This is a genomic window from Pandoraea sp. ISTKB (genome assembly GCF_001721285.1).
GTDB lineage: Bacteria > Pseudomonadota > Gammaproteobacteria > Burkholderiales > Burkholderiaceae > Pandoraea > Pandoraea capi.
On record NZ_MAOS01000035.1, the window covers coordinates 55,074 to 73,619 of the forward strand.

Sequence of the window (18,546 nt, forward strand, 5' to 3'; positions counted from 1 at the left end):
CTTACCCTCGACTTTGGCCCGAAATTGGCCGTATTTCGCGCGTTTCCGTCACGCATGAGGGTTTTCGATAGGCAACTCGGCGAGCGGGAACGTGACCCGAATCAACGTGCCGGTTGCTTCGGGATGCTGTGCATCGACATGGTCGAGCACGCTGACGTCGCCGCGATGAATCTGCACGATCTCGCGAACGATGGCGAGGCCCAGACCGCTGCCGTCACTGTCGCTGCCGAGAATGCGGTAGAAGCGCTCGAACACGCGCGGCCGCTCCGACGCGGGAATGCCCGGCCCGGTGTCTTCGACTTCGAGATGCACGAAGCCATCCGACGCTTCATGACGCAGCCGCACCGTGACTTTGCCGCCGGCCGGCGTGTAACGGATTGCGTTGTCGATGAGGTTGTTTAGCAACTCGCGCAGCATCACCGGCTGACCGGACAGATGCACAGGAAACGGCGGCTCCTCGAAGCCTAGATCGATTCGCTTGGCGAACGCGGCCTGGAACCAGTCCTGCATGGCGCTGCGCGCGAGCAGGCTGAGGTTGACGGGGGTGAATGCGGCAGCGTCGTTCGCACTGTTCTCGGCGCGCGCCAACGCGAGTAACTGGTTGACGAGGCGTGCAGCCTGCTCGGAGCTGACCGCGATCTGCGAGAGCGAACGCCGCAATTCGTCGGGGGATGTCTGACGCAAAGCGAGCTCGGCCTGCATACGCAATCCGGCGAGCGGTGTCTTGAGTTGATGGGCGGCGTCTGCAATGAAGCGTTGCTGAAGTTTCATGTTCTGTTCGAGGCGTCCGAGCAGATCGTTCAGCGAGTTGACGAGCGGCGCGATCTCAGGCGGCGCCTGACGCGCTTCGAGTGGCGACAGATCGTCCGGTCGACGCGCGCGAATGTGTTCCTGCAACGCATGCAGCGGTGCGAGGCCACGCGACAACCCGAACCAGACGAGCACGATGGCCAGCGGCAGAATCACGAACTGCGGCAGGATCACGCCCTTGATGATCTCGTTGGCCAGTTGGCTGCGTTTGTCGAGTGTCTCGGCGACCTGCACGAGCGCCATGCTGCCGGGCGGTTCCATACGCGGCAGATCGACGTAAGTAAATGCGACGCGAATGTCGTTGCCGCCGACCGTTTCGTCCCGGAACTGGACGACGCCGGGCTGCGGCCGGTCGTCTTCATGGGGCAGGGGCAACTCGGCCGTGCCGCCGACGAGTTCCCCCTTCGCGCCGAGGACCTGGAAGTAGATGTTGTCGGTGGCGTCGGCGCGCAGCAGATCGCGTGCGGGCATCGGCAGGGTGAGCGTGACCTGTCCGCGATCCGAATGGACTTGCTGGGCGAGCACGTAAGTATTGGTTTCCAGCGCCCGGTCGAACGGGCCGTTGGCAATCGACTTCGCAACGAGGTACGTCACGGCAATGCTCATCGGCCAGAGCAGGAGCAGCGGCGCGAGCATCCAGTCGAGAATCTCGCCGAACAGCGAGCGCGGCGGCGGCTCGGCCTCGCGCTCCAGCGGCGCGCCGAAGCCCGGGCGCACGAAAGGATCGGCGTAGGGATCGAACGGATCGGTGGCGTCTGCGGCGTGCGGGGACGGCCCGGCATGTCCTGCGTGGTGAGCCGCGTCCGGATCCGCAGGCTTGGCGCGATGGGGGTGACGAAAGCTCAGACGCATCGGGCGGATAGGCAAAAGAGGCTGAGGCGGCGGGCATGCCGGGTCGATTGGGCGTGCCCGGCATCACGCGTCGGTTTGGGCGTGACCAGCTTCACGCATCGGTGAAGACCGCAAGAGCGGCCGGCCTCGCGTGTGTGCCCGACGTCCTTTTGTCAGGCAGCGTTCGCAGGTGTTGCCGCAGGCTTTTCCAGACAATACCCCAGTCCGCGAATCGTGGCGATGCGCACGCCGCTCGGCTCGATCTTCTTGCGCAGCCGGTGCATGTAAACCTCGATGGCGTTGTTGCTGACTTCTTCGCCCCAGCCGCACAGATGGTCGACGAGTTGTTCCTTGGAGACGAGGCGCCCGGTGCGCAGGAGCAGCACTTCGAGCAATTCGAGTTCGCGGGCGGACAGGTCGAGCATCTGCTCATGAATATAGGCGGTGCGCCCGACCTGATCGAAGCTGAGCGGGCCGTGACGGATGACCGTCGAGCCGCCGCCGGCGCCGCGCCGGGTCAGGGCCCGCACGCGCGCTTCGAGTTCGGCGAGCGCAAAAGGCTTGGCCATGTAGTCGTCTGCACCGAGATCGAGGCCCTTCACGCGGGCGTCGACGCTGTCGGATGCCGTCAGAATCAGCACGGGCAGATGGGAATTGCGGGCGCGCAACCGGCGCAGGACTTCGTGGCCGGGCAGGCGGGGCAGACCGAGATCGAGAATCAGCAGGTCGAACGTCTGGGCGGAGAGCGCGGAGTCTGCTTCGAGCCCCGTCTTGACGTGATCGACGGCGTAGCCCCCCTGACGCAACGAGCGGGTCAGGGCGTCGGCCAGAATGCTGTCATCCTCTGCGATGAGAATTCGCATGGGCGTGATAGGCTTGTGTAGGCACCGTCGCCTGACGGCAGCGGTGTGTCTCCTGTGATGTTGCGGCGCGTGGTTCGCGGCTTTTTTTGTCGTTTCGGCGCTTTCGGACAACAGGCACTTGCAAAGAGCACTGGTTTTTTATACAGTACCGGCAGTCACGCCTCACTCGAGCCGTCTCGCTCATCATATCAAAGGACGATTCATGGAAGAAAGCAAGAAAGGGTCTGCCAATCTGTCGGCCGAGAAAGGCAAGGCGCTCGCCGCCGCCCTCGCGCAGATCGAGAAGCAATTCGGCAAGGGCTCGATCATGCGTCTCGGCGACGGCGAGGTCGAAGCGGACATCCAGGTCGTCTCCACGGGCTCGCTGGGGCTGGACATCGCGCTTGGCGTCGGTGGCCTGCCGCGCGGTCGTGTGATCGAGATCTACGGTCCGGAATCGTCGGGTAAGACCACGCTCACGCTGCAAGTCGTGGCGGAGATGCAAAAGATCGGTGGCACCTGCGCGTTCATCGATGCAGAGCATGCCCTCGACGTCGGTTACGCCAACAAGCTGGGCGTCTCGGTGCCGGAACTGCTGATCTCGCAGCCGGACACGGGCGAACAGGCACTGGAAATTGCCGATGCGCTGGTGCGCTCCGGCTCGATCGACCTGATCATTATCGACTCGGTCGCGGCGCTGGTGCCGAAGGCTGAAATCGAAGGTGAGATGGGCGACTCGCTGCCGGGTCTTCAGGCACGTCTGATGTCGCAGGCGCTGCGTAAGCTGACCGGCACGATCAAGCGTACGAACTGCACGGTGATCTTCATCAACCAGATTCGTATGAAGATCGGTGTGATGTTCGGCAACCCGGAAACGACGACCGGCGGTAACGCGCTGAAGTTCTACTCGTCGGTGCGTCTGGACATCCGTCGTATCGGTTCGATCAAGAAGGGCGACGAGGTGGTCGGTAACGAAACCCGCGTCAAGGTCGTGAAGAACAAGGTGTCGCCGCCGTTCCGCGAAGCGATTTTCGACATCCTCTACGGTCAGGGCATTTCGCGTGAAGGCGAAATCATCGATCTGGGTGTTAATGCGAAGATCGTCGAGAAGGCCGGCGCCTGGTACAGCTACAACGGCGAGAAGATCGGTCAGGGCAAGGACAACGCGCGCGAATTCCTGCGTGAGAATCCGGACATCGCCCACGAGATCGAGAACAAGGTGCGTGCATCGCTGGGGGTTACGGCGATCAACGAAACCGGTGAGATTGAAGAAGAGGACGAGGCCTAAGCGCTTGTTGAGCGCCTGAGCTGTCGCAGCGGCAGCGCGAAGCCAGACGGCGTCGCGCTGCCGTTTTTGTTTTCTCACGGTAGTGCTACCTGTACCGGTTCTCGCGCGCCTTTCGTTTTCACTTGACGTCGTTTGACCGTGGCTTGCCTGTCATGCGCGTGTCCCACGTGTTGTCTGCTGGCTCCCCGACTTGCTTCCATGATCGCCCGTGGTGCCGGTGTCTCTCATGCACTGCCGCCGATGGCGTTACGATGACTCCATGATCCATCGCCGTCCTCCCCGAGATCCGAACGCGCCGCCGCCCCCGCCGGGGGACGAGGCCGTTGCGGCCAAGCCGTCGCGCAAGCCTGTGCTCAGTCTGAAAGGACGTGCGCTATCGTATCTCGCGCGTCGTGAGTACAGCCGGGCGGAGTTGCGTCGCAAGCTCATGCCGTACGCCGATGCCGAGGACCCCGAAGCACTCGATCGGCTGCTCGACAGCCTTGAGCAGGAGCGCTGGCTGTCGAATGAACGGTTTGCCGAGAGTGTGGTGAACCGGCGTGCGTCGCGCATGGGGACCACGCGGATCGTCGGTGAGCTCAAGCAGCATCAGGTCGACGCGGAGACCGTTGCCGCCATTTCGGAGCAATTGCGCGAAACCGAGATGACGCGAGCCCGTGCCGTCTGGCAGAAGAAGTTCGGGGAAGTCGCTACCACGCCGGAAGCGCGCGCCAAGCAAATGCGCTTTCTTGCGGCGCGCGGCTTTTCTCGTACCGTTATCAGCAAAATCGTAAGAGGCGCCGACGAGTTTCTGGACGATGTCTGAGGTGCGCCTCATCGCATTCGTCATGGATGAGGGCGCATTCATCGTCAGCAGATGAATGACACGCTGCATCGTGTCATCTGCTTCAACGCCGCCATGACACGTCGATGAATCTCATGTGACGCGTCATTACTCGGTTATCGCGTTATGGCGTCGCACCATGCGCGCGGCAATCGGGTGACATTGATTTCCCGACCGTTGGGTCGGGTTATTCCCCCTTATGCGGTGGGCTTCTGCTGCGCTGCGGCAGACGGCGCTGTCGCCTATGCTAGAATCAAGATCTTTCTGCGTTCATGCATTGCACACTTCCGCATGCCGCTCTCCGCGCCTGCCTCTCGTACCTTGCGTCACCGTCGCACGATCGCTGTTGAAGCGTTTTCGCGCGACGATGGCCTATGGGACATCGAAGCCCGTCTCACCGATCATAAGGATCGGGATTTTGCATTGGCGACGGGCCTTCGCAAGGAAGGCACGCCGATTCACGAGCTATGGCTGCGGTTGACGATCGATGAGTCCTTCAAGGTGCATGACGCCGAGGCCGTTTCCGATTGGGTGCCTTATCCGGGCATTTGCGATCAGATCGGCCCCGAATATCGTCAGTTGATCGGTCTTAATCTGCGACAGGGCTTCCGGCGCGGGGTTCGCGAGCGCCTTGGCGGCGCGGCGGGCTGTACCCATCTGACCGAACTTTGCAGTGTCCTGCCCACGGCAGCGATTCAGGCCTTTGCCGGGGTGGTGATCCACACGCCCGATACGGCACTCAAGGCCGCCAATGACGCCAACGATTCGGCGCCACCTTTCCAACTCGGACATTGTCACGCCTTGCGGTTCGATGGCGAGGCGGTGCGCCGGTTTTACCCGCGCTGGTTCAACGGCCGCGCAAACGATCGAGCGAACGAGCCCACGACGCCCGTCACATCAGAAGCGGTGCGCGATGAGGCCTCGACTCGCAAGCTCGAACCCAAACTTCCAACTCAGCAAGAAGGGAATCACGCATGAAGATTCATGAGTATCAAGGCAAGGAAATCCTCCGAAAATTCGGAGTCGCGGTGCCCCGCGGCATTCCGGCGTTTTCCGTGGACGAGGCCGTGAAGGCAGCCGAAGAACTCGGCGGTCCGGTTTGGGTGGTTAAGGCCCAGATTCACGCAGGCGGTCGCGGTAAGGGCGGCGGCGTGAAGGTTGCCAAGACGATCGAGCAAGTGCGCGAATACGCCAGCCAGATCCTCGGCATGCAACTGGTCACGCACCAGACCGGTCCGGAAGGTCAGAAGGTCAATCGCCTGCTGATCGAAGAAGGCGCCGACATCAACAACGAACTGTACGTCAGCCTGGTGGTTGACCGCGTCACGCAGAAGATCGTGATGATGGGTTCGAGCGAAGGCGGCATGGACATCGAAGAAGTCGCCGAAAAGCATCCGGAACTGATCCATCACGTCGTGATCGATCCGTCGGTTGGCCTGACCGACGCACAAGCCGATGACTTCGCCAAGAAGATCAGCGTGCCCGACGCTTCGGTGCCGCAAGCCCGCACGATCCTGCAAGGTCTGTACAAGGCCTTCTGGGAAACGGACGCTTCGCTGGCCGAAATCAACCCGCTGAACGTGAGCAAGAACGGCACGGTCACGGCGCTGGACGCCAAGTTCAACTTTGACTCGAACGCCCTGTACCGTCATCCGGAAATCGTGGCTTACCGCGATCTGGACGAAGAAGATCCGGCGGAAGTCGAAGCCTCGAAGTTCGATCTGGCTTACATCTCGCTCGACGGCAACATCGGCTGTCTGGTGAACGGTGCCGGTCTGGCCATGGCCACGATGGACACCATCAAGCTGTTCGGCGGCGAGCCGGCCAACTTCCTGGACGTGGGCGGTGGCGCCACGGCAGAGAAGGTGACCGAAGCGTTCAAGATCATGCTGAAGAACCCGAACCTGACGGCCATTCTGGTCAACATCTTCGGCGGCATCATGCGCTGCGACGTGATCGCAGAAGGCGTGATCACGGCATCGAAGGCCGTGTCGCTGAAGGTGCCGCTCGTCGTGCGCATGAAGGGCACGAACGAAGACCTGGGCAAGAAGATGCTCGCCGAGTCCGGCCTGCCGATCATTTCTGCTGACAGCATGGAAGAAGCTGCCCAGAAGGTTGTCGCGGCCGCCGCAGGCAAGTAACCAGAACAGTCGAAGCCGTCGCGGCGCGCCACTCCGAGAGGAGCAGTGCGCACCGCCAGGCAACAGGACGAAGGAAATCAAGCAATGTCGATTCTGATCAACAAAGACACCAAGGTCATCACCCAGGGTATCACTGGCAAGACCGGCCAGTTCCATACCCGCATGTGCCGCGAATACGCGAACGGCAAGAACGCGTTCGTCGCTGGCGTGAACCCGAAGAAGGCCGGCGAAGACTTCGAAGGCATTCCGATCTACGGTTCGGTGAAGGACGCCAAGGAACAAACCGGCGCTACCGTGTCGGTGATCTACGTGCCGCCCGCAGGCGCTGCTGCCGCAATCTGGGAAGCTGTCGAAGCCGACCTGGATCTGGCGATCTGTATCACGGAAGGTATTCCGGTCCGTGACATGATCGAAGTGAAGGACCGTATGCGTCGCGAAGGTCGCAAGACCCTGCTGCTCGGCCCGAACTGCCCGGGCGTGATCACGCCGGACGAACTGAAGATCGGCATCATGCCGGGTCACATCCACAAGAAGGGTCGCATCGGCGTGGTGTCGCGCTCGGGTACCCTGACGTACGAAGCCGTGGGTCAGCTGACCGCCCTGGGTCTGGGCCAGTCGAGCGCCGTCGGTATCGGTGGCGACCCGATCAACGGTCTGAAGCACATCGACGTCATGCAGATGTTCAACGACGATCCGGAAACGGACGCCGTGATCATGATCGGTGAAATCGGTGGTCCGGACGAAGCCGCTGCCGCCGAGTGGATCAAGGGCAACATGAAGAAGCCGGTCGTCGGCTTCATCGCAGGCGTGACGGCGCCTCCGGGCAAGCGCATGGGCCACGCCGGCGCGCTGATCTCGGGCGGCGCCGATACGGCCGAAGCCAAGCTGGCCATCATGGATGCCTGCGGCATCAAGGTGACCAAGAACCCGTCGGAAATGGGCCGCCTGCTCAAGTCGGTGCTGTAATTCCCGCCGGACGATCGTGTTATCGCCGCCGGAACCGGCGGCGGTGTCAGCGGTCATGAAAGAGGGAGCCCAGGGCATCGGGCTCCCTCTTTTGCTATTGCGTTTGCGCAATCCTTTGCTGTATTCGTCTTACCGGACGCCGTCGTTTCGTCTCCATCGTTCCCAAGGATATTTGCGCCATGCTTGCGTTTTTTGCCGAGCTGAACTGGGCCGCCGTGGCACAGATCATCATGATCGACATCCTGCTGGGTGGCGACAATGCCGTGGTGATCGCGCTCGCCTGCCGCAATTTGCCGGCCAAGCAACGCCTGCAGGGCATCGTCTGGGGGACGGCCGGGGCCATCGTGCTGCGCGTGATTCTGATCGCATTCGCCGTGACGCTGCTCGCCGTGCCGTATCTGAAGGCCGTGGGCGGGTTGCTGCTGCTCTGGATCGGTACCAAGCTGCTGGTGCCTGACCATGACGCGCACGACAGCGTAAAGCCGGCGGACAAACTCTGGACGGCGGTCAAGACCATCATCGTTGCCGATCTCGTGATGAGTATCGACAACGTGATTGCGATTGCCGGGGCAGCCGAAGGCGCCGCCGAGCATCATCAATTGCCGCTCGTGATTTTCGGTCTGCTGGTGAGCATTCCGCTGATCGTCTGGGGCTCGCAGCTCGTGCTCAAGGCGCTCGACCGGTTCCCGGTCATCGTGATGGCGGGCGCCGCGCTGCTCGGCTGGATTGCCGGCGGTCTGATCGTGTCGGATCCGGGCGTCGGCCATCTGCTGCACCTGCCGGGCGATGCTGCCCAATACACGCACTATGTGGCGTCCGCGATCGGCGCGCTGCTGGTCCTCGCCGTGGGACTGGTGTTCAAGCGTCGAAGCGAGGCACGTCAAACGCGTGCAACCTCTTCGAAATAATCGGGTCCATTGCGGGGCCGGACATCCCGGTGCGGGATGTTTTGCCCCGATATCCGCACGTCATGGCGGACCGGGACACATCGCGAGCGCTGCGATCGACCTTCTCAATCGATGATTCGTCCAGCTTTGGCTCGGACGATTCCGACGGCCCCATGCGGTGCCGCCCGATTTTGATCTGCGGCAGGGCATTCGTCGGGAGGGCTATGGCATACTCCGCCCACTTCCCCCCGATGTCCCTTTTGTTTTCATTGCTTTTGCAGGGAGTTACACAATGCGTCGTTTCGGCCACCGGACTACCGGTCTCGCCAAATCCCGGGGTTTCACCCTGATCGAGTTGATGATCGTGCTGGCGATCATCGGCGTGCTGGTCACGGCAGGGGTTCCGTATCTGCAGAATTATCTGGTGCGCGCACGTGTCGTCGAAGGGCTGGGCGCAGCAGCGTCCGCCAAGGCGCTTGTGAGCGAGAACGCCATGCACGGTGCCCCGTTCAATAGCGGTTGGCAGGCGCCGAGCGCAACCGACAACGTGAGCGGCGTGAGCATCGATTCCGTGAGCGGCAACGTGACCGTGGCCTACACGCAGCGCGCCGGCGACGGTGCAATGGTTCTGGTGCCGACGAGCACCGGCGTGACCGGCAAGCCCGAGGCGCTGACCGTCGGCAAGGCCCCCGAAGGCCAGATCGTCTGGACGTGCTACGCACAGGGCCGCGAAGGTGCACCGAACGGCGCCACGCTGCCCGGCAAGCTGGCACCGCCGGAATGCCGTGGCGAGACCGCGACCAAGGGCGCCTGAGTCCGATGAGCGGTTGGCCGGATGACCTGATGTTGCATCACGCGATACCACGTCCGGCCCCGACGTCACCGAGGATTTGCTGACCGGAAACGGGCTGGAATCCGCAGGCGTCGAGCTACGCGCGTCAGGCATGAAATGGCCGCCCCCGGGCGGCCGTTTTTCGTTATGCTTGCGCATCTTCCAACCGGTGCATTGCACGGCGGCGACCTTGTTTCCTCCTCTGCTTCTCTCGATGATCGGGCTCACGATGGCCCTGATCTGGGCCTTGCCCTACAACCTCGTCAAGCACACCTATCCGATTTCCACGTTTTACTCGGAAGCGCTGACGTTCTCGCTCTTTGCGCTGCTCGGCGTGCTCTCGATGATCGCCGTGTGGCAGCGCGACGCGCGCGTGCTGCGCATGCCGCGCGTGACCTGGATGCCGCTCGCCTTCGTTGCGGTCGTGCTCATCCAGCGCGCGACGATGCCGACCGAACTGCCGCAGTTGATGATGACCGCGCTGCTCTACGGCGTGGCGATGATCGTTGCCGTCAATGCGGGCTACTGGCTGGCGCAACTGGGCTGGCGTGGCGTGCTCATGCGCTGGAGTGCCGTCGCGCTGACGCTGGGCGGTTTGTATGCGGTGGGCGCGCAGATCGTGCAGGCGTTTCATCTCGAAGCGCACGTGCCGTGGCTCGTCGCGAAGTACACGGTGACCGTGGCGCGGCGTCTGTTCGGCAACATGTATCAGCCAAATCATCTGGCGACGTACCTGTCGCTCGCGAGCGCGGGTGCGTTCTACCTTTGGTATCAACGCAAGCTGCCCGCGTGGGCGTTTCTGATCGCGTGTGCGGCCTACGACATCGGCATCTGCCTGACGGGCTCGCGTACGCCGTGGTTGCAACTGGCGTTGCTCTCAGCGTTCGGGTTGTGGCTCGTCTGGATGGAGCGAAGCGAGGAGACGCGCAACATGCGTCGCTCGATGCGCTGGTTCGCGCCTGTCGCCCTCCTGCCATTGCTGGCGCTCGTGACGATGTTCGTCGGCTGGGCGAACGTGGCATGGGGGCTGCAACTCGACGGCAGCGCAGTGGCGCGCATGCAGCAGGCGGGTCAGGTGACGGGGCGCCTGAACCTTTGGGAATACGGGCTGGCGATTTTCCGCGAGCACTGGTTCTTTGGTGCCGGCTGGTCGAACTATATCGACGCGCAGTTTGCGCTGGTCGACAAGCTGGGGCCGGTCGAGATGGCGGACAACGCGCACAACGTGCTGCTGGACTTGCTGGCGAAGACCGGCATCGTCGGCACGCTGGTCGTGCTGCTGCCGCTGGCGTTCTGGTTCGTCAGGGCGGTGCGCGGCATCAAGACGGCGCCGATCGCGTTGGCCTTCGTGTTGCTCGGCATGATGGCCATTCATGCGTTGCTGGAGTATCCGCAGCACTACGCATTCTTCCTGCTGCCGGCGATGTTCCTGCTCGGATTTTGCGAGACGAAGCCGATCGAGAGCGTGTCGTCGACGGCGACCGGCGCCATCAACGGTGTGATCGTGCTGTTTGCGTGCGTCGCGATTCCCTGGCTGTACGGCGACTATCAGCGTGTCGAGGTGGCGTATCGCGCGGGCAAGATCGAAGCGTATCGCACCGATCCGGCGTTGTTCTTCGCGCCGTACGGCGATTACGCGGTGACAGGGGCGCTCTACCTCAACCGGGATCAGCTCGACGAGAAGCTCGCCGCGCATCGTGAAGCACTGGCGCTGGGCGCCGGGCCGACGATGATCAAACGCTACGTCGTGCTGCTCGCGCTGGCCGGACGCGACGATGAAGCGTTGCTCGACATTCAGCGTCTGAAAAACTACAACTCGCGGATCTTCGAAGGGCAATATGCCGCACTCGTGCGCATGTTGCGCGAGCAGGGCGATGACCTGAAGCCGTTCGTCAAGCGTGTCATCGAAACGTATGGACGGCCGACGGGCGAGACGGACACAGACGCGATGGCTGCGCCGCGAGGTAACGTGCGGCGGATGTCATAACGACGTGTAACGACGCCGCGGCACGGCGGCATAGCGGCACGAAGGCATCACGCCACGCCTATCCACCGCATCTGTCGCAGCCGACACATCCGCCAGAAACGAGATCGCCCGCGACATTCGCGGGCGATTTTCATTGCAGCGCCGATCGGCGAACCGGGGACGCGTCAGGCCTCCGGCGGGCTGCCGTCCTGCTCGGTGTCTTCGGTGCGTGCCCAGAAGAAGCGATCGGGGAAGTGACGTCCCATGCCCGGGCGGAAGGCGTTCTCCAGCACCTGCTGCAAATACTCCTGGGCCTCGCGAACGGCTTCCGGCACGGCCAGACCGTTGGCGAGCATGGCGGTAACGGCCGCAGCCAGTGTGTCCATGGCCCCGGCCACGTTGTGCGGCGGACGGTCCCAGGCGTCTTCACGGACCACGCCGCCGTCGCTGTACAGCGTGTGCGTGAACTGCGGCGCGTTGCCGTCGCTCACGAGCACGAACTCGCAGCCGTTTTCCAGCAGGATCGAGACGGCCTCGTCGAGCGAAAGGTTTTCGTTCTCCGTAATCGTCTGCGCGAGCGCGACGGCGCTGGCCGGGCTCACGACGAGCACGCTGGCCTGCGGCACCAGCAGGCTGGCCGTGGCTTCACGTAATTCGTCTGCCGAGAGCAGATGCTCGCCGGCCAGGCCGAAGTCAGGGGCGACGACGAGCGGTGTTTCGTCGTAATCGGCAACGATCTCGGCGATGGACGCGACGTTCTCGGCATTGACGGCGCTGCCCACCTTGAAGGCCGCGACCGGCATGTCTTCAAGCAGCATGCGCGCCTGATCGGCAACCCAGTCGGGGTCGATGGGCTGCACGTCGTCGCACGCGCGGGAGTCTTGCGAGGAGTAGCCGGTCAGCACCGACACGCCGTAGCCGCCCATGCTCGCAAAGGTGAGCAGGTCGGCCTGCACGCCGGTTGCCGAAGTGGGGTCGGAAAGCCCGAAGGTCAGGAGAATGGGTGGGGATTCAGTTTGCATGGAAGCAGGATAGACGGCGATCTGGTCAGGCTTTGGGTTCGTTGGTACCATCACGCCTTAAATGCCCGTTTCGGAGCGCTTGAAAGCGCCGTGGGCAGCGCCCGCCGGACAATGCACCGGCAGGGTTCCCACAAGACCGTTCGACATCTCTGCCGACGGGACCCGAAGCGGTTGACAAGCCATTGTAACGGAACGCTCGTCGCTGAAGAAAGCATGGAATACAAGAGCTGGATGTGCCTCATTTGCGGTTGGATCTACGACGAAGAGGCAGGATTGCCCGACGAGGGCATCGCGCCCGGTACGCGCTGGGAAGACGTGCCGATCAACTGGACCTGTCCGGAGTGCGGGGCCCGCAAGGAAGACTTCGAGATGGTGCAGATCTGAGGCCGAACGGCCAGGAGACGCCCTATGGTGATGTCTGAATCGTCTGGTGCGCCCAGCGTGCCCGGCGCATCTCAATCATCTCCCGACTCCCCCGACAACGTGACTGCCAACGCCACGCGCGACACGCGCGAGGCGCCGCTGTGGCGTTTGCCGGAGGTGGCCGAAGCGCTGACCGAGGCGTCCGACGCGTGGTCGAACGGCCCGGCGGCGGCGCTGGGTCCGCTGCGTCGTGCGAATCGTCTGCTTCAGACGAGCGGTCATGCCGACTGGGCGCTGCAGGGTGAGCGTCTGGTTCAGGCGATTGCCGAGGCGGCCTATGGCGAATCGGGCAGTCAGGACGCCCAGCGCAATGCGCTGCGCCAGTTCGAGCGCGATATCTGGCAGGCGGGCGTCGTGCCCGCATCGTCGGCGTCCTCGCCTACGATTGCCGATAACTGGGCCGGCGCGCCCACGCCGGGCGAGCTTCGCATGGCGGGATGGGTGATCGCACAGCCGCGTCTTCACGGACTACCTGCGGGCACTGCGCCGCTGCGCGCCGATGTCGAACGCGTGCTGCTGCGCTTGTTGCGCCCTGACGCCGACGCGACCGATACCACTGCCGCTTTGGGCCAATTGGCCGATCTGGCGGCAGACCTGCACCGTGCCGGGGCTACCGCGCCGCTGGATTACTGGCGTCTGGCTGCCGCTTGGCTGCGCTTCGCCCGGGCACCGCTGAGTCTGGCCGACAAGCGTCAGATCGGGCGGATGAACATGGCATTGCGCAAGCAACTCACCCGGCCGAGCAGCCCGGATGACGTCCGCAGTACCGCATCGGCCACGTCGTCTGGCGCCGCCAGAACGGCTGCCGAAGCAGTGCCGGGACACGACCTGCTCGAAGCGCTCGCTACGTGGCACGCCCAGGCGCCCGACATCTGGCTGGGAACGCTTTTGGCTGATTTCGGCGTATTGCGCCGTCCCGGCCATTTGCCCGAGCCGTTGGCGGACGCCGCCCAAGCGGGTCAGAAGCAGGGCGCAGGCACCAGCTCGCGCGACTGGCTGCGCATCGGCCCGTTGTCGGTGCGGCAGGACGTTTGCCAGACGTTCCTCAGCCTTGCGGATGAGGCGCTTCCGAATTTGAACGATCCGGCCGTGGCCGCACAGGTGGCGCAAAATGCGGCGGCCATCGGGCTGGCGCCAGTCGCACGGCTGGCGGCTGCGGTGGCGGCGACGGGCGAGCGTCTGGCGGCGTCGCCCCCGGCGGAGCCGGGCGGCCCTGCCGCGCTGGCGATGACGGTCAGGGCGTTGCGCGGCATGCTGCATCAGTTTGCGGCGGACACTTACCCCGAGGCGCGCCCTGACCTGATCGCCGAGATGGCCATGTGGCGCGAACGGGCGTTGGACGCCAGCGTGTTCGGGCAGCGGCTAGTCACCGGGCGCGACGTTCCGTGATACAGTCGGCCCAAAGGCTGCCACTGGTGGCCGATGGCCGTATCACGATGCGGAAAAAGTTCGTCCACCGACCGGCCGGCGGCAGGTGACGCGAGGCTCTCACGGGGTCTCGACGCCCGCTGCGGGACGAGGTCCGGCGGGCAGACCGTCAAACAGGTTCCGATAAACTCTGGCCCTATGCCGAACGACCGTATCAACCTTACGAATCAGTTCCTTATCGCCATGCCCGGCATGGCCGATCCCACCTTTTCCGGCACCGTCGTCTATCTGTGCGAGCACAGTGAAAAAGGCGCGATCGGGCTGGTCATCAATCGTCCGACCGACATCGACCTCGCGTCGCTCTTCGAGCGCCTCGATCTCAAGCTCGAAATCGACCCGCTGGCGCATCAACCGGTCTTCTTCGGCGGCCCGGTGCAGACCGAGCGCGGCTTCGTGCTGCATGAGGCGACAGGGACTGCGTACAGTTCGTCGCTGTCGGTGCCGGGTGGGTTGGAGATGACGACGTCCAAGGACGTGCTCGAAGCCGTCGCAAATGGGCAAGGCCCCAACCGTTTCCTGCTCACGCTCGGCCATTCGGGCTGGAGCGCAGGGCAACTGGAAGACGAAATCAGCCGCAACGGCTGGCTGACGGTCGCAGCCGACCCGGGCATCGTGTTCGATGTGCCACCGGCCGAACGCTTCGACGCCGCGCTGGCGCTGCTCGGCGTGACGTCGTCGATGCTCTCCGCCGACGCGGGTCACGCATGACGGCTGGCAGTCGCACGGTGCTCGCCTTCGATTACGGCGAGCGCCGCATCGGCGTCGCGATGGGCAATCTGATGCTGCGCGAGGCCCGCGCACTCACCGTCGTCGCCAACCTCAATCGTGAAGTGCGTTTTGCCGAGATGGGCAAGCTCATCGCCGAATGGCAGCCCGAGCTGATCGTCGTCGGTCTGCCGTGTCATCCCGATGGCACGCCGCATGAAATGACGCAGCAGGCCAAACGCTTCGGTAACCAACTCAACGGGCGGTTCAATGTGCCGGTCGTCTGGGTCGACGAGCGCTACTCGTCGGTCGCGGCGGCGGCGGCGCTGGCCGAGGCCGGCGTGAAGGTGTCGCAGAAGACATCGCTCGACGCCGAGGCCGCCCGCATCATCCTCCAGCAGTATTTCGACGAGCATGTGCCCGCCTGACTTCCCTCTGCACCACGTGACTTCGGTCCCCTCGGAGCCTCGGCATGGCTAACGGCATTCTCGGCCGTCGCGGTCACCCTCAACTCAATCGCAATGGTGAGCTCCGGCACTTGCTGACGGTAGAAGGTTTGCCGCGTGCCGTGCTCATGCACATTCTCGATACGGCCACTCAGTTCGTCAGCGTGAACGATGCCGATGTGAAGAAGGTGCCGCTGCTCAGTGGCAAGTCGGTCTTCAATCTGTTCTTCGAGAATTCGACGCGTACGCGAACGACTTTTGAGATTGCCGCCGCACGCTTGTCTGCCGATGTGCTCAATCTGAATATCAACGCGTCGTCGACGAGTAAGGGCGAGACGCTGCTCGACACCATCGGCAATCTCTCGGCGATGCACGCGGACCTGTTCGTCGTGCGGCATGCGCAGTCGGGGGCGCCGTATCTGATCGCCGAGCATTGTGCGCCGCACGTGCATGTCATCAATGCGGGCGACGGACGTCATGCGCACCCCACGCAGGGGCTGCTCGACATGTACACGATTCGCCATCACAAGGGCGAATTCCAGAATCTGACGGTCGCGATCGTCGGCGACATTCTGCACTCGCGCGTGGCGCGCTCCGACATTCACGCACTGACCACGCTCGGCGTGCCCGAAGTGCGCGCCATCGGTCCGCGTACGCTGTTGCCCACCGGGCTGGAACAGCTTGGCGTGCGCGTGTTTCACGACATGGACGAAGGGCTTCGCGACGTCGACGTGATCATCATGCTGCGCTTGCAGAACGAGCGGATGAACGGCGCATTGCTGCCTTCGGCGAGCGAATACTTTCAGTATTACGGCCTCACGCCGGAGCGGCTCGCGCTGGCCAAACCTGATGCCATCGTGATGCATCCCGGCCCGATGAATCGGGGCGTGGAGATCGATTCGGCCGTCGCCGACGGGCCGCAGTCGGTCATTCTCGAACAAGTCTCGTTCGGCATTGCCGTGCGGATGGCGGTGATGAGCATCGTCGCCGCGAACAACGGGTAAGCGCGCCATGAAATTGCATCTGAAGGGTGGCCGCGTCATCGATCCCGCCACGCGTACCGATCGCGTGCAGGACATCTTCATTGCCGACGGCAACATCGTTGCCCTGGACACAGCGCCCGCCGACTTCACTGCCGAGCGCACCTTCGACGCGAAGGGCATGTGGGTCGCCCCCGGACTGATCGATCTGTCGGCGCGCCGGGTGACGGCGGCCAGCGAAGCGACGGCGGCGCTCGCCGGTGGCGTCACACGGGTGGTCTGTCCGCCGGATACCGATCCGGTGCTCGACGAACCTGACCTCGTGGAGATGCTGCAACTGCGTGCGCGCGCGACGCACGCCGTGCAGGTCCATCCGCTCGGCGCGCTCACGGCCGGTCTTGCGGGACGCGAACTCACCGAGATGGCGCAACTCACGCGTGCGGGCTGCATTGGCTTGTCGCAGGCGAATGCCGCGATGGCGGACAACCGGACGCTGCTGCGCGCGTTGCAATATGCGGGCACCTTCGGGCTGACGGTGTGGCTGCGTGCGCAGGACGCCGCACTGGCTGCCGGAGGCGTTGCCGCGAGTGGTGCGGTCGCCTCGCGTCTCGGGCTGGCGGGTATTCCGGTGGCGGCCGAGACGATCGCGCTGCACACGATTCTCGAACTCGTGCGGGTGACCGGCACGCGCGTGCATCTGTGCCGCCTGTCGTCTGCCGCCGGTCTGGCGCTCGTGCGCGCGGCGAAAGCCGAAGGATTGCCGGTGACGTGCGACGTTGCCGCACATCACCTCCATCTCACCGACATGGATATCGGGTATTTTGACGCCCAGTACCGACTCGATCCGCCGCTGCGCTCCGGACGTGACCGCGAGGCCGTGCGCGACGCTGCGAGGGACGGTACGATTGACGCCATCTGCTCGGATCACACGCCGCTCGCCCCTGACGCCCGTCTCGTTCCCTTCGCGGAAGCGACACCGGGGGCCACAGGGCTTGAATTACTCCTGTCGCTGGTACTGAAGTGGGCCGAGGAGTCGCGCGTGCCGCTGGTCGATGCGTTGGCGCGGGTCACACATGGGCCGGGGCAGCGTCTTGCGGCAATCGCGCCGGGCGCGGGCCGCTTGTCGCCCGGGCAGCCCGCCGACGTATGCGTGTTTGCGCCGTCGACGCACTGGACCGTGTCCGCGCAGCAGTTGCGCAGCGCCGGTCACAACACCCCGTTTCTGGGATACGAATTACCGGGCCAGGTACGGCTCACGCTGGTCGGTGGCCGCGTGGCGTACGAAGCCCCCGCCGTCTAGGATGCGATTGCCGTGCTGTTGATCAAAAAACTTCGTCTGGGCCTGCACCTCGCGCGCGGTATGTTGACCGCGGCGATCCTGTTCCCGTTTCTGTCGCAAGCGCAGAAGGACCGTCGCATTCGCGCGTGGTCGCAGAAGCTGCTGAAGTTGTGCGGCATGCGTCTCGAAGTCGAGCAGCATGCCCCGGTGCCGGAAGGCGGCGTGATGCTGCTGTGCAATCACGTGTCGTGGATCGACATCTTCGCGCTCAATGCGTGGCAACCGGTGCGCTTCGTCGCGAAGGCCGAGATTCGTCACTGGCCGCTGGTCGGCTGGCTGTGCGTGCAGACGCGCACGATCTTCCTGCAACGCGAGCGTCGTGCGGATGCGCGCCGCATCATGCATTACCTGTCCGATTGCCTGCGTGACGGCGACATCATCACGGTCTTCCCCGAAGGCACGACGACGGACGGCCGCAGCCTGTTGCCGTTCCACGCGAATTTGCTGCAAGCCCCGGTGTCGACGGGCAAGCCGGTGCAGCCGATGTGCCTGTTCTATACCGACGCGGCGAGCGGACGTCATACGATGGCGCCGGCGTACATCGGCGAGACGAGCCTGATCGAGTCCATCGACATGATTCTGAAGGCGCCGCCGATGACGGTACGTCTGTCGATCGGCGCACCGCAGTATCCGCAGGAGGGACAGCATCGCCGCGAGTTCACGCTGGGTGCACAGCAGGCAGTCGGTGCGGCGTTACAGGGTTTCCTGCCCGAAGCGGTGCTGCCGGAGACGGGCGCTGTCGGGTCACGTACGTCGACGCTGGGCGACGAAGAAGACGACGCCGCGCGGGCGCTTCAGGTCTGAAATAAAGCCGCGC

Annotated in this window: 17 protein-coding genes and 1 pseudogene; 15 read left to right on the plus strand and 3 right to left on the minus strand. The window is 63.9% G+C overall.

Annotation, left to right across the window (positions count from 1 at the left end):
- Positions 1–48: 48 nt before the first annotated feature.
- Together A9762_RS13370 and A9762_RS13375 are read right to left on the minus strand one after the other, a co-directional pair.
- On the minus strand, positions 49–1,662 hold the full coding sequence (locus tag A9762_RS13370) for a sensor histidine kinase (protein WP_069342507.1): 1,614 nt from the start codon (positions 1,660–1,662) through the stop codon (positions 49–51).
- A 152-nt stretch (positions 1,663–1,814) separates the two neighbouring features.
- Complete coding sequence (locus A9762_RS13375) at positions 1,815–2,504, minus strand: response regulator transcription factor (protein ID WP_044457047.1); 690 nt, start codon at positions 2,502–2,504, stop codon at positions 1,815–1,817.
- 202 nt (positions 2,505–2,706) lie between these two features.
- Here A9762_RS13375 and recA point away from each other — a divergent pair, with 202 nt between their 5' ends.
- From recA to A9762_RS13415, 8 genes are all read left to right on the plus strand, one after another.
- A complete protein-coding gene (recA, locus tag A9762_RS13380; RefSeq protein WP_069342508.1) occupies positions 2,707–3,771 on the plus strand; it encodes a recombinase RecA in 1,065 nt (354 codons plus the stop codon).
- A gap of 259 nt (positions 3,772–4,030) precedes the next feature.
- Positions 4,031–4,576 carry a recombination regulator RecX gene (recX, locus tag A9762_RS13385; protein ID WP_069342509.1) on the plus strand — a complete coding sequence of 182 codons (546 nt, stop codon included), beginning with the start codon at positions 4,031–4,033 and terminating at the stop codon, positions 4,574–4,576.
- Positions 4,577–4,885: 309 nt separating this feature from the next.
- Positions 4,886–5,572 carry a DUF2889 domain-containing protein gene (locus tag A9762_RS13390; RefSeq protein WP_069342510.1) on the plus strand — a complete coding sequence of 229 codons (687 nt, stop codon included), beginning with the start codon at positions 4,886–4,888 and terminating at the stop codon, positions 5,570–5,572.
- Positions 5,569–6,735, plus strand: a complete 1,167-nt coding sequence (gene sucC, locus A9762_RS13395; RefSeq protein WP_069342511.1) for an ADP-forming succinate--CoA ligase subunit beta — start codon at positions 5,569–5,571, stop codon at positions 6,733–6,735. The genes A9762_RS13390 and sucC overlap by 4 nt, the downstream gene beginning before the upstream one ends.
- Positions 6,736–6,819: 84 nt before the next feature.
- Positions 6,820–7,701, plus strand: a complete 882-nt coding sequence (sucD, locus tag A9762_RS13400) for a succinate--CoA ligase subunit alpha (protein ID WP_069342512.1) — start codon at positions 6,820–6,822, stop codon at positions 7,699–7,701.
- A gap of 179 nt (positions 7,702–7,880) precedes the next feature.
- Complete coding sequence (locus A9762_RS13405) at positions 7,881–8,609, plus strand: TerC family protein (protein ID WP_069342513.1); 729 nt, start codon at positions 7,881–7,883, stop codon at positions 8,607–8,609.
- Between the two features lie 271 nt (positions 8,610–8,880).
- On the plus strand, positions 8,881–9,402 hold the full coding sequence (locus A9762_RS13410; protein ID WP_069342514.1) for a pilin: 522 nt from the start codon (positions 8,881–8,883) through the stop codon (positions 9,400–9,402).
- Between the two features lie 208 nt (positions 9,403–9,610).
- On the plus strand, positions 9,611–11,407 hold the full coding sequence (locus A9762_RS13415; protein ID WP_170836234.1) for a PglL family O-oligosaccharyltransferase: 1,797 nt from the start codon (positions 9,611–9,613) through the stop codon (positions 11,405–11,407).
- Between the two features lie 164 nt (positions 11,408–11,571).
- On the opposite strand, the gene A9762_RS13420 is transcribed toward A9762_RS13415, so the two are convergent.
- Entirely contained in the window at positions 11,572–12,408 is an 837-nt protein-coding gene (locus A9762_RS13420) for a hydroxymethylpyrimidine/phosphomethylpyrimidine kinase (RefSeq protein ID WP_069342515.1), read from the minus strand.
- Between the two features lie 213 nt (positions 12,409–12,621).
- Between A9762_RS13420 and A9762_RS13425 the strand changes: the two genes are divergently transcribed.
- The 7 genes and pseudogenes from A9762_RS13425 to A9762_RS13455 all read left to right on the plus strand — a co-directional run bounded on the left by A9762_RS13425 (position 12,622) and on the right by A9762_RS13455 (position 18,533).
- Entirely contained in the window at positions 12,622–12,792 is a 171-nt protein-coding gene (locus A9762_RS13425) for a rubredoxin (protein ID WP_006400971.1), read from the plus strand.
- A 30-nt stretch (positions 12,793–12,822) separates the two neighbouring features.
- A complete protein-coding gene (locus A9762_RS13430; RefSeq protein ID WP_139133211.1) occupies positions 12,823–14,220 on the plus strand; it encodes a hypothetical protein in 1,398 nt (465 codons plus the stop codon).
- A gap of 177 nt (positions 14,221–14,397) precedes the next feature.
- Positions 14,398–14,967 carry a YqgE/AlgH family protein gene (locus A9762_RS13435; RefSeq protein WP_069342517.1) on the plus strand — a complete coding sequence of 190 codons (570 nt, stop codon included), beginning with the start codon at positions 14,398–14,400 and terminating at the stop codon, positions 14,965–14,967.
- Positions 14,964–15,392: a Holliday junction resolvase RuvX gene (ruvX, locus tag A9762_RS13440; RefSeq protein WP_069342518.1), complete on the plus strand. Its 429-nt coding sequence runs from the start codon at positions 14,964–14,966 to the stop codon at positions 15,390–15,392. The genes A9762_RS13435 and ruvX overlap by 4 nt, the downstream gene beginning before the upstream one ends.
- A gap of 68 nt (positions 15,393–15,460) precedes the next feature.
- Positions 15,461–16,414: pseudogene (locus tag A9762_RS13445) on the plus strand (aspartate carbamoyltransferase catalytic subunit); the annotation flags it as partial.
- A gap of 7 nt (positions 16,415–16,421) precedes the next feature.
- Positions 16,422–17,690 carry a dihydroorotase gene (locus A9762_RS13450; protein WP_069342520.1) on the plus strand — a complete coding sequence of 423 codons (1,269 nt, stop codon included), beginning with the start codon at positions 16,422–16,424 and terminating at the stop codon, positions 17,688–17,690.
- A 12-nt stretch (positions 17,691–17,702) separates the two neighbouring features.
- Entirely contained in the window at positions 17,703–18,533 is an 831-nt protein-coding gene (locus A9762_RS13455) for a 1-acyl-sn-glycerol-3-phosphate acyltransferase (protein WP_069342521.1), read from the plus strand.
- Positions 18,534–18,546 lie beyond the last annotated feature (13 nt).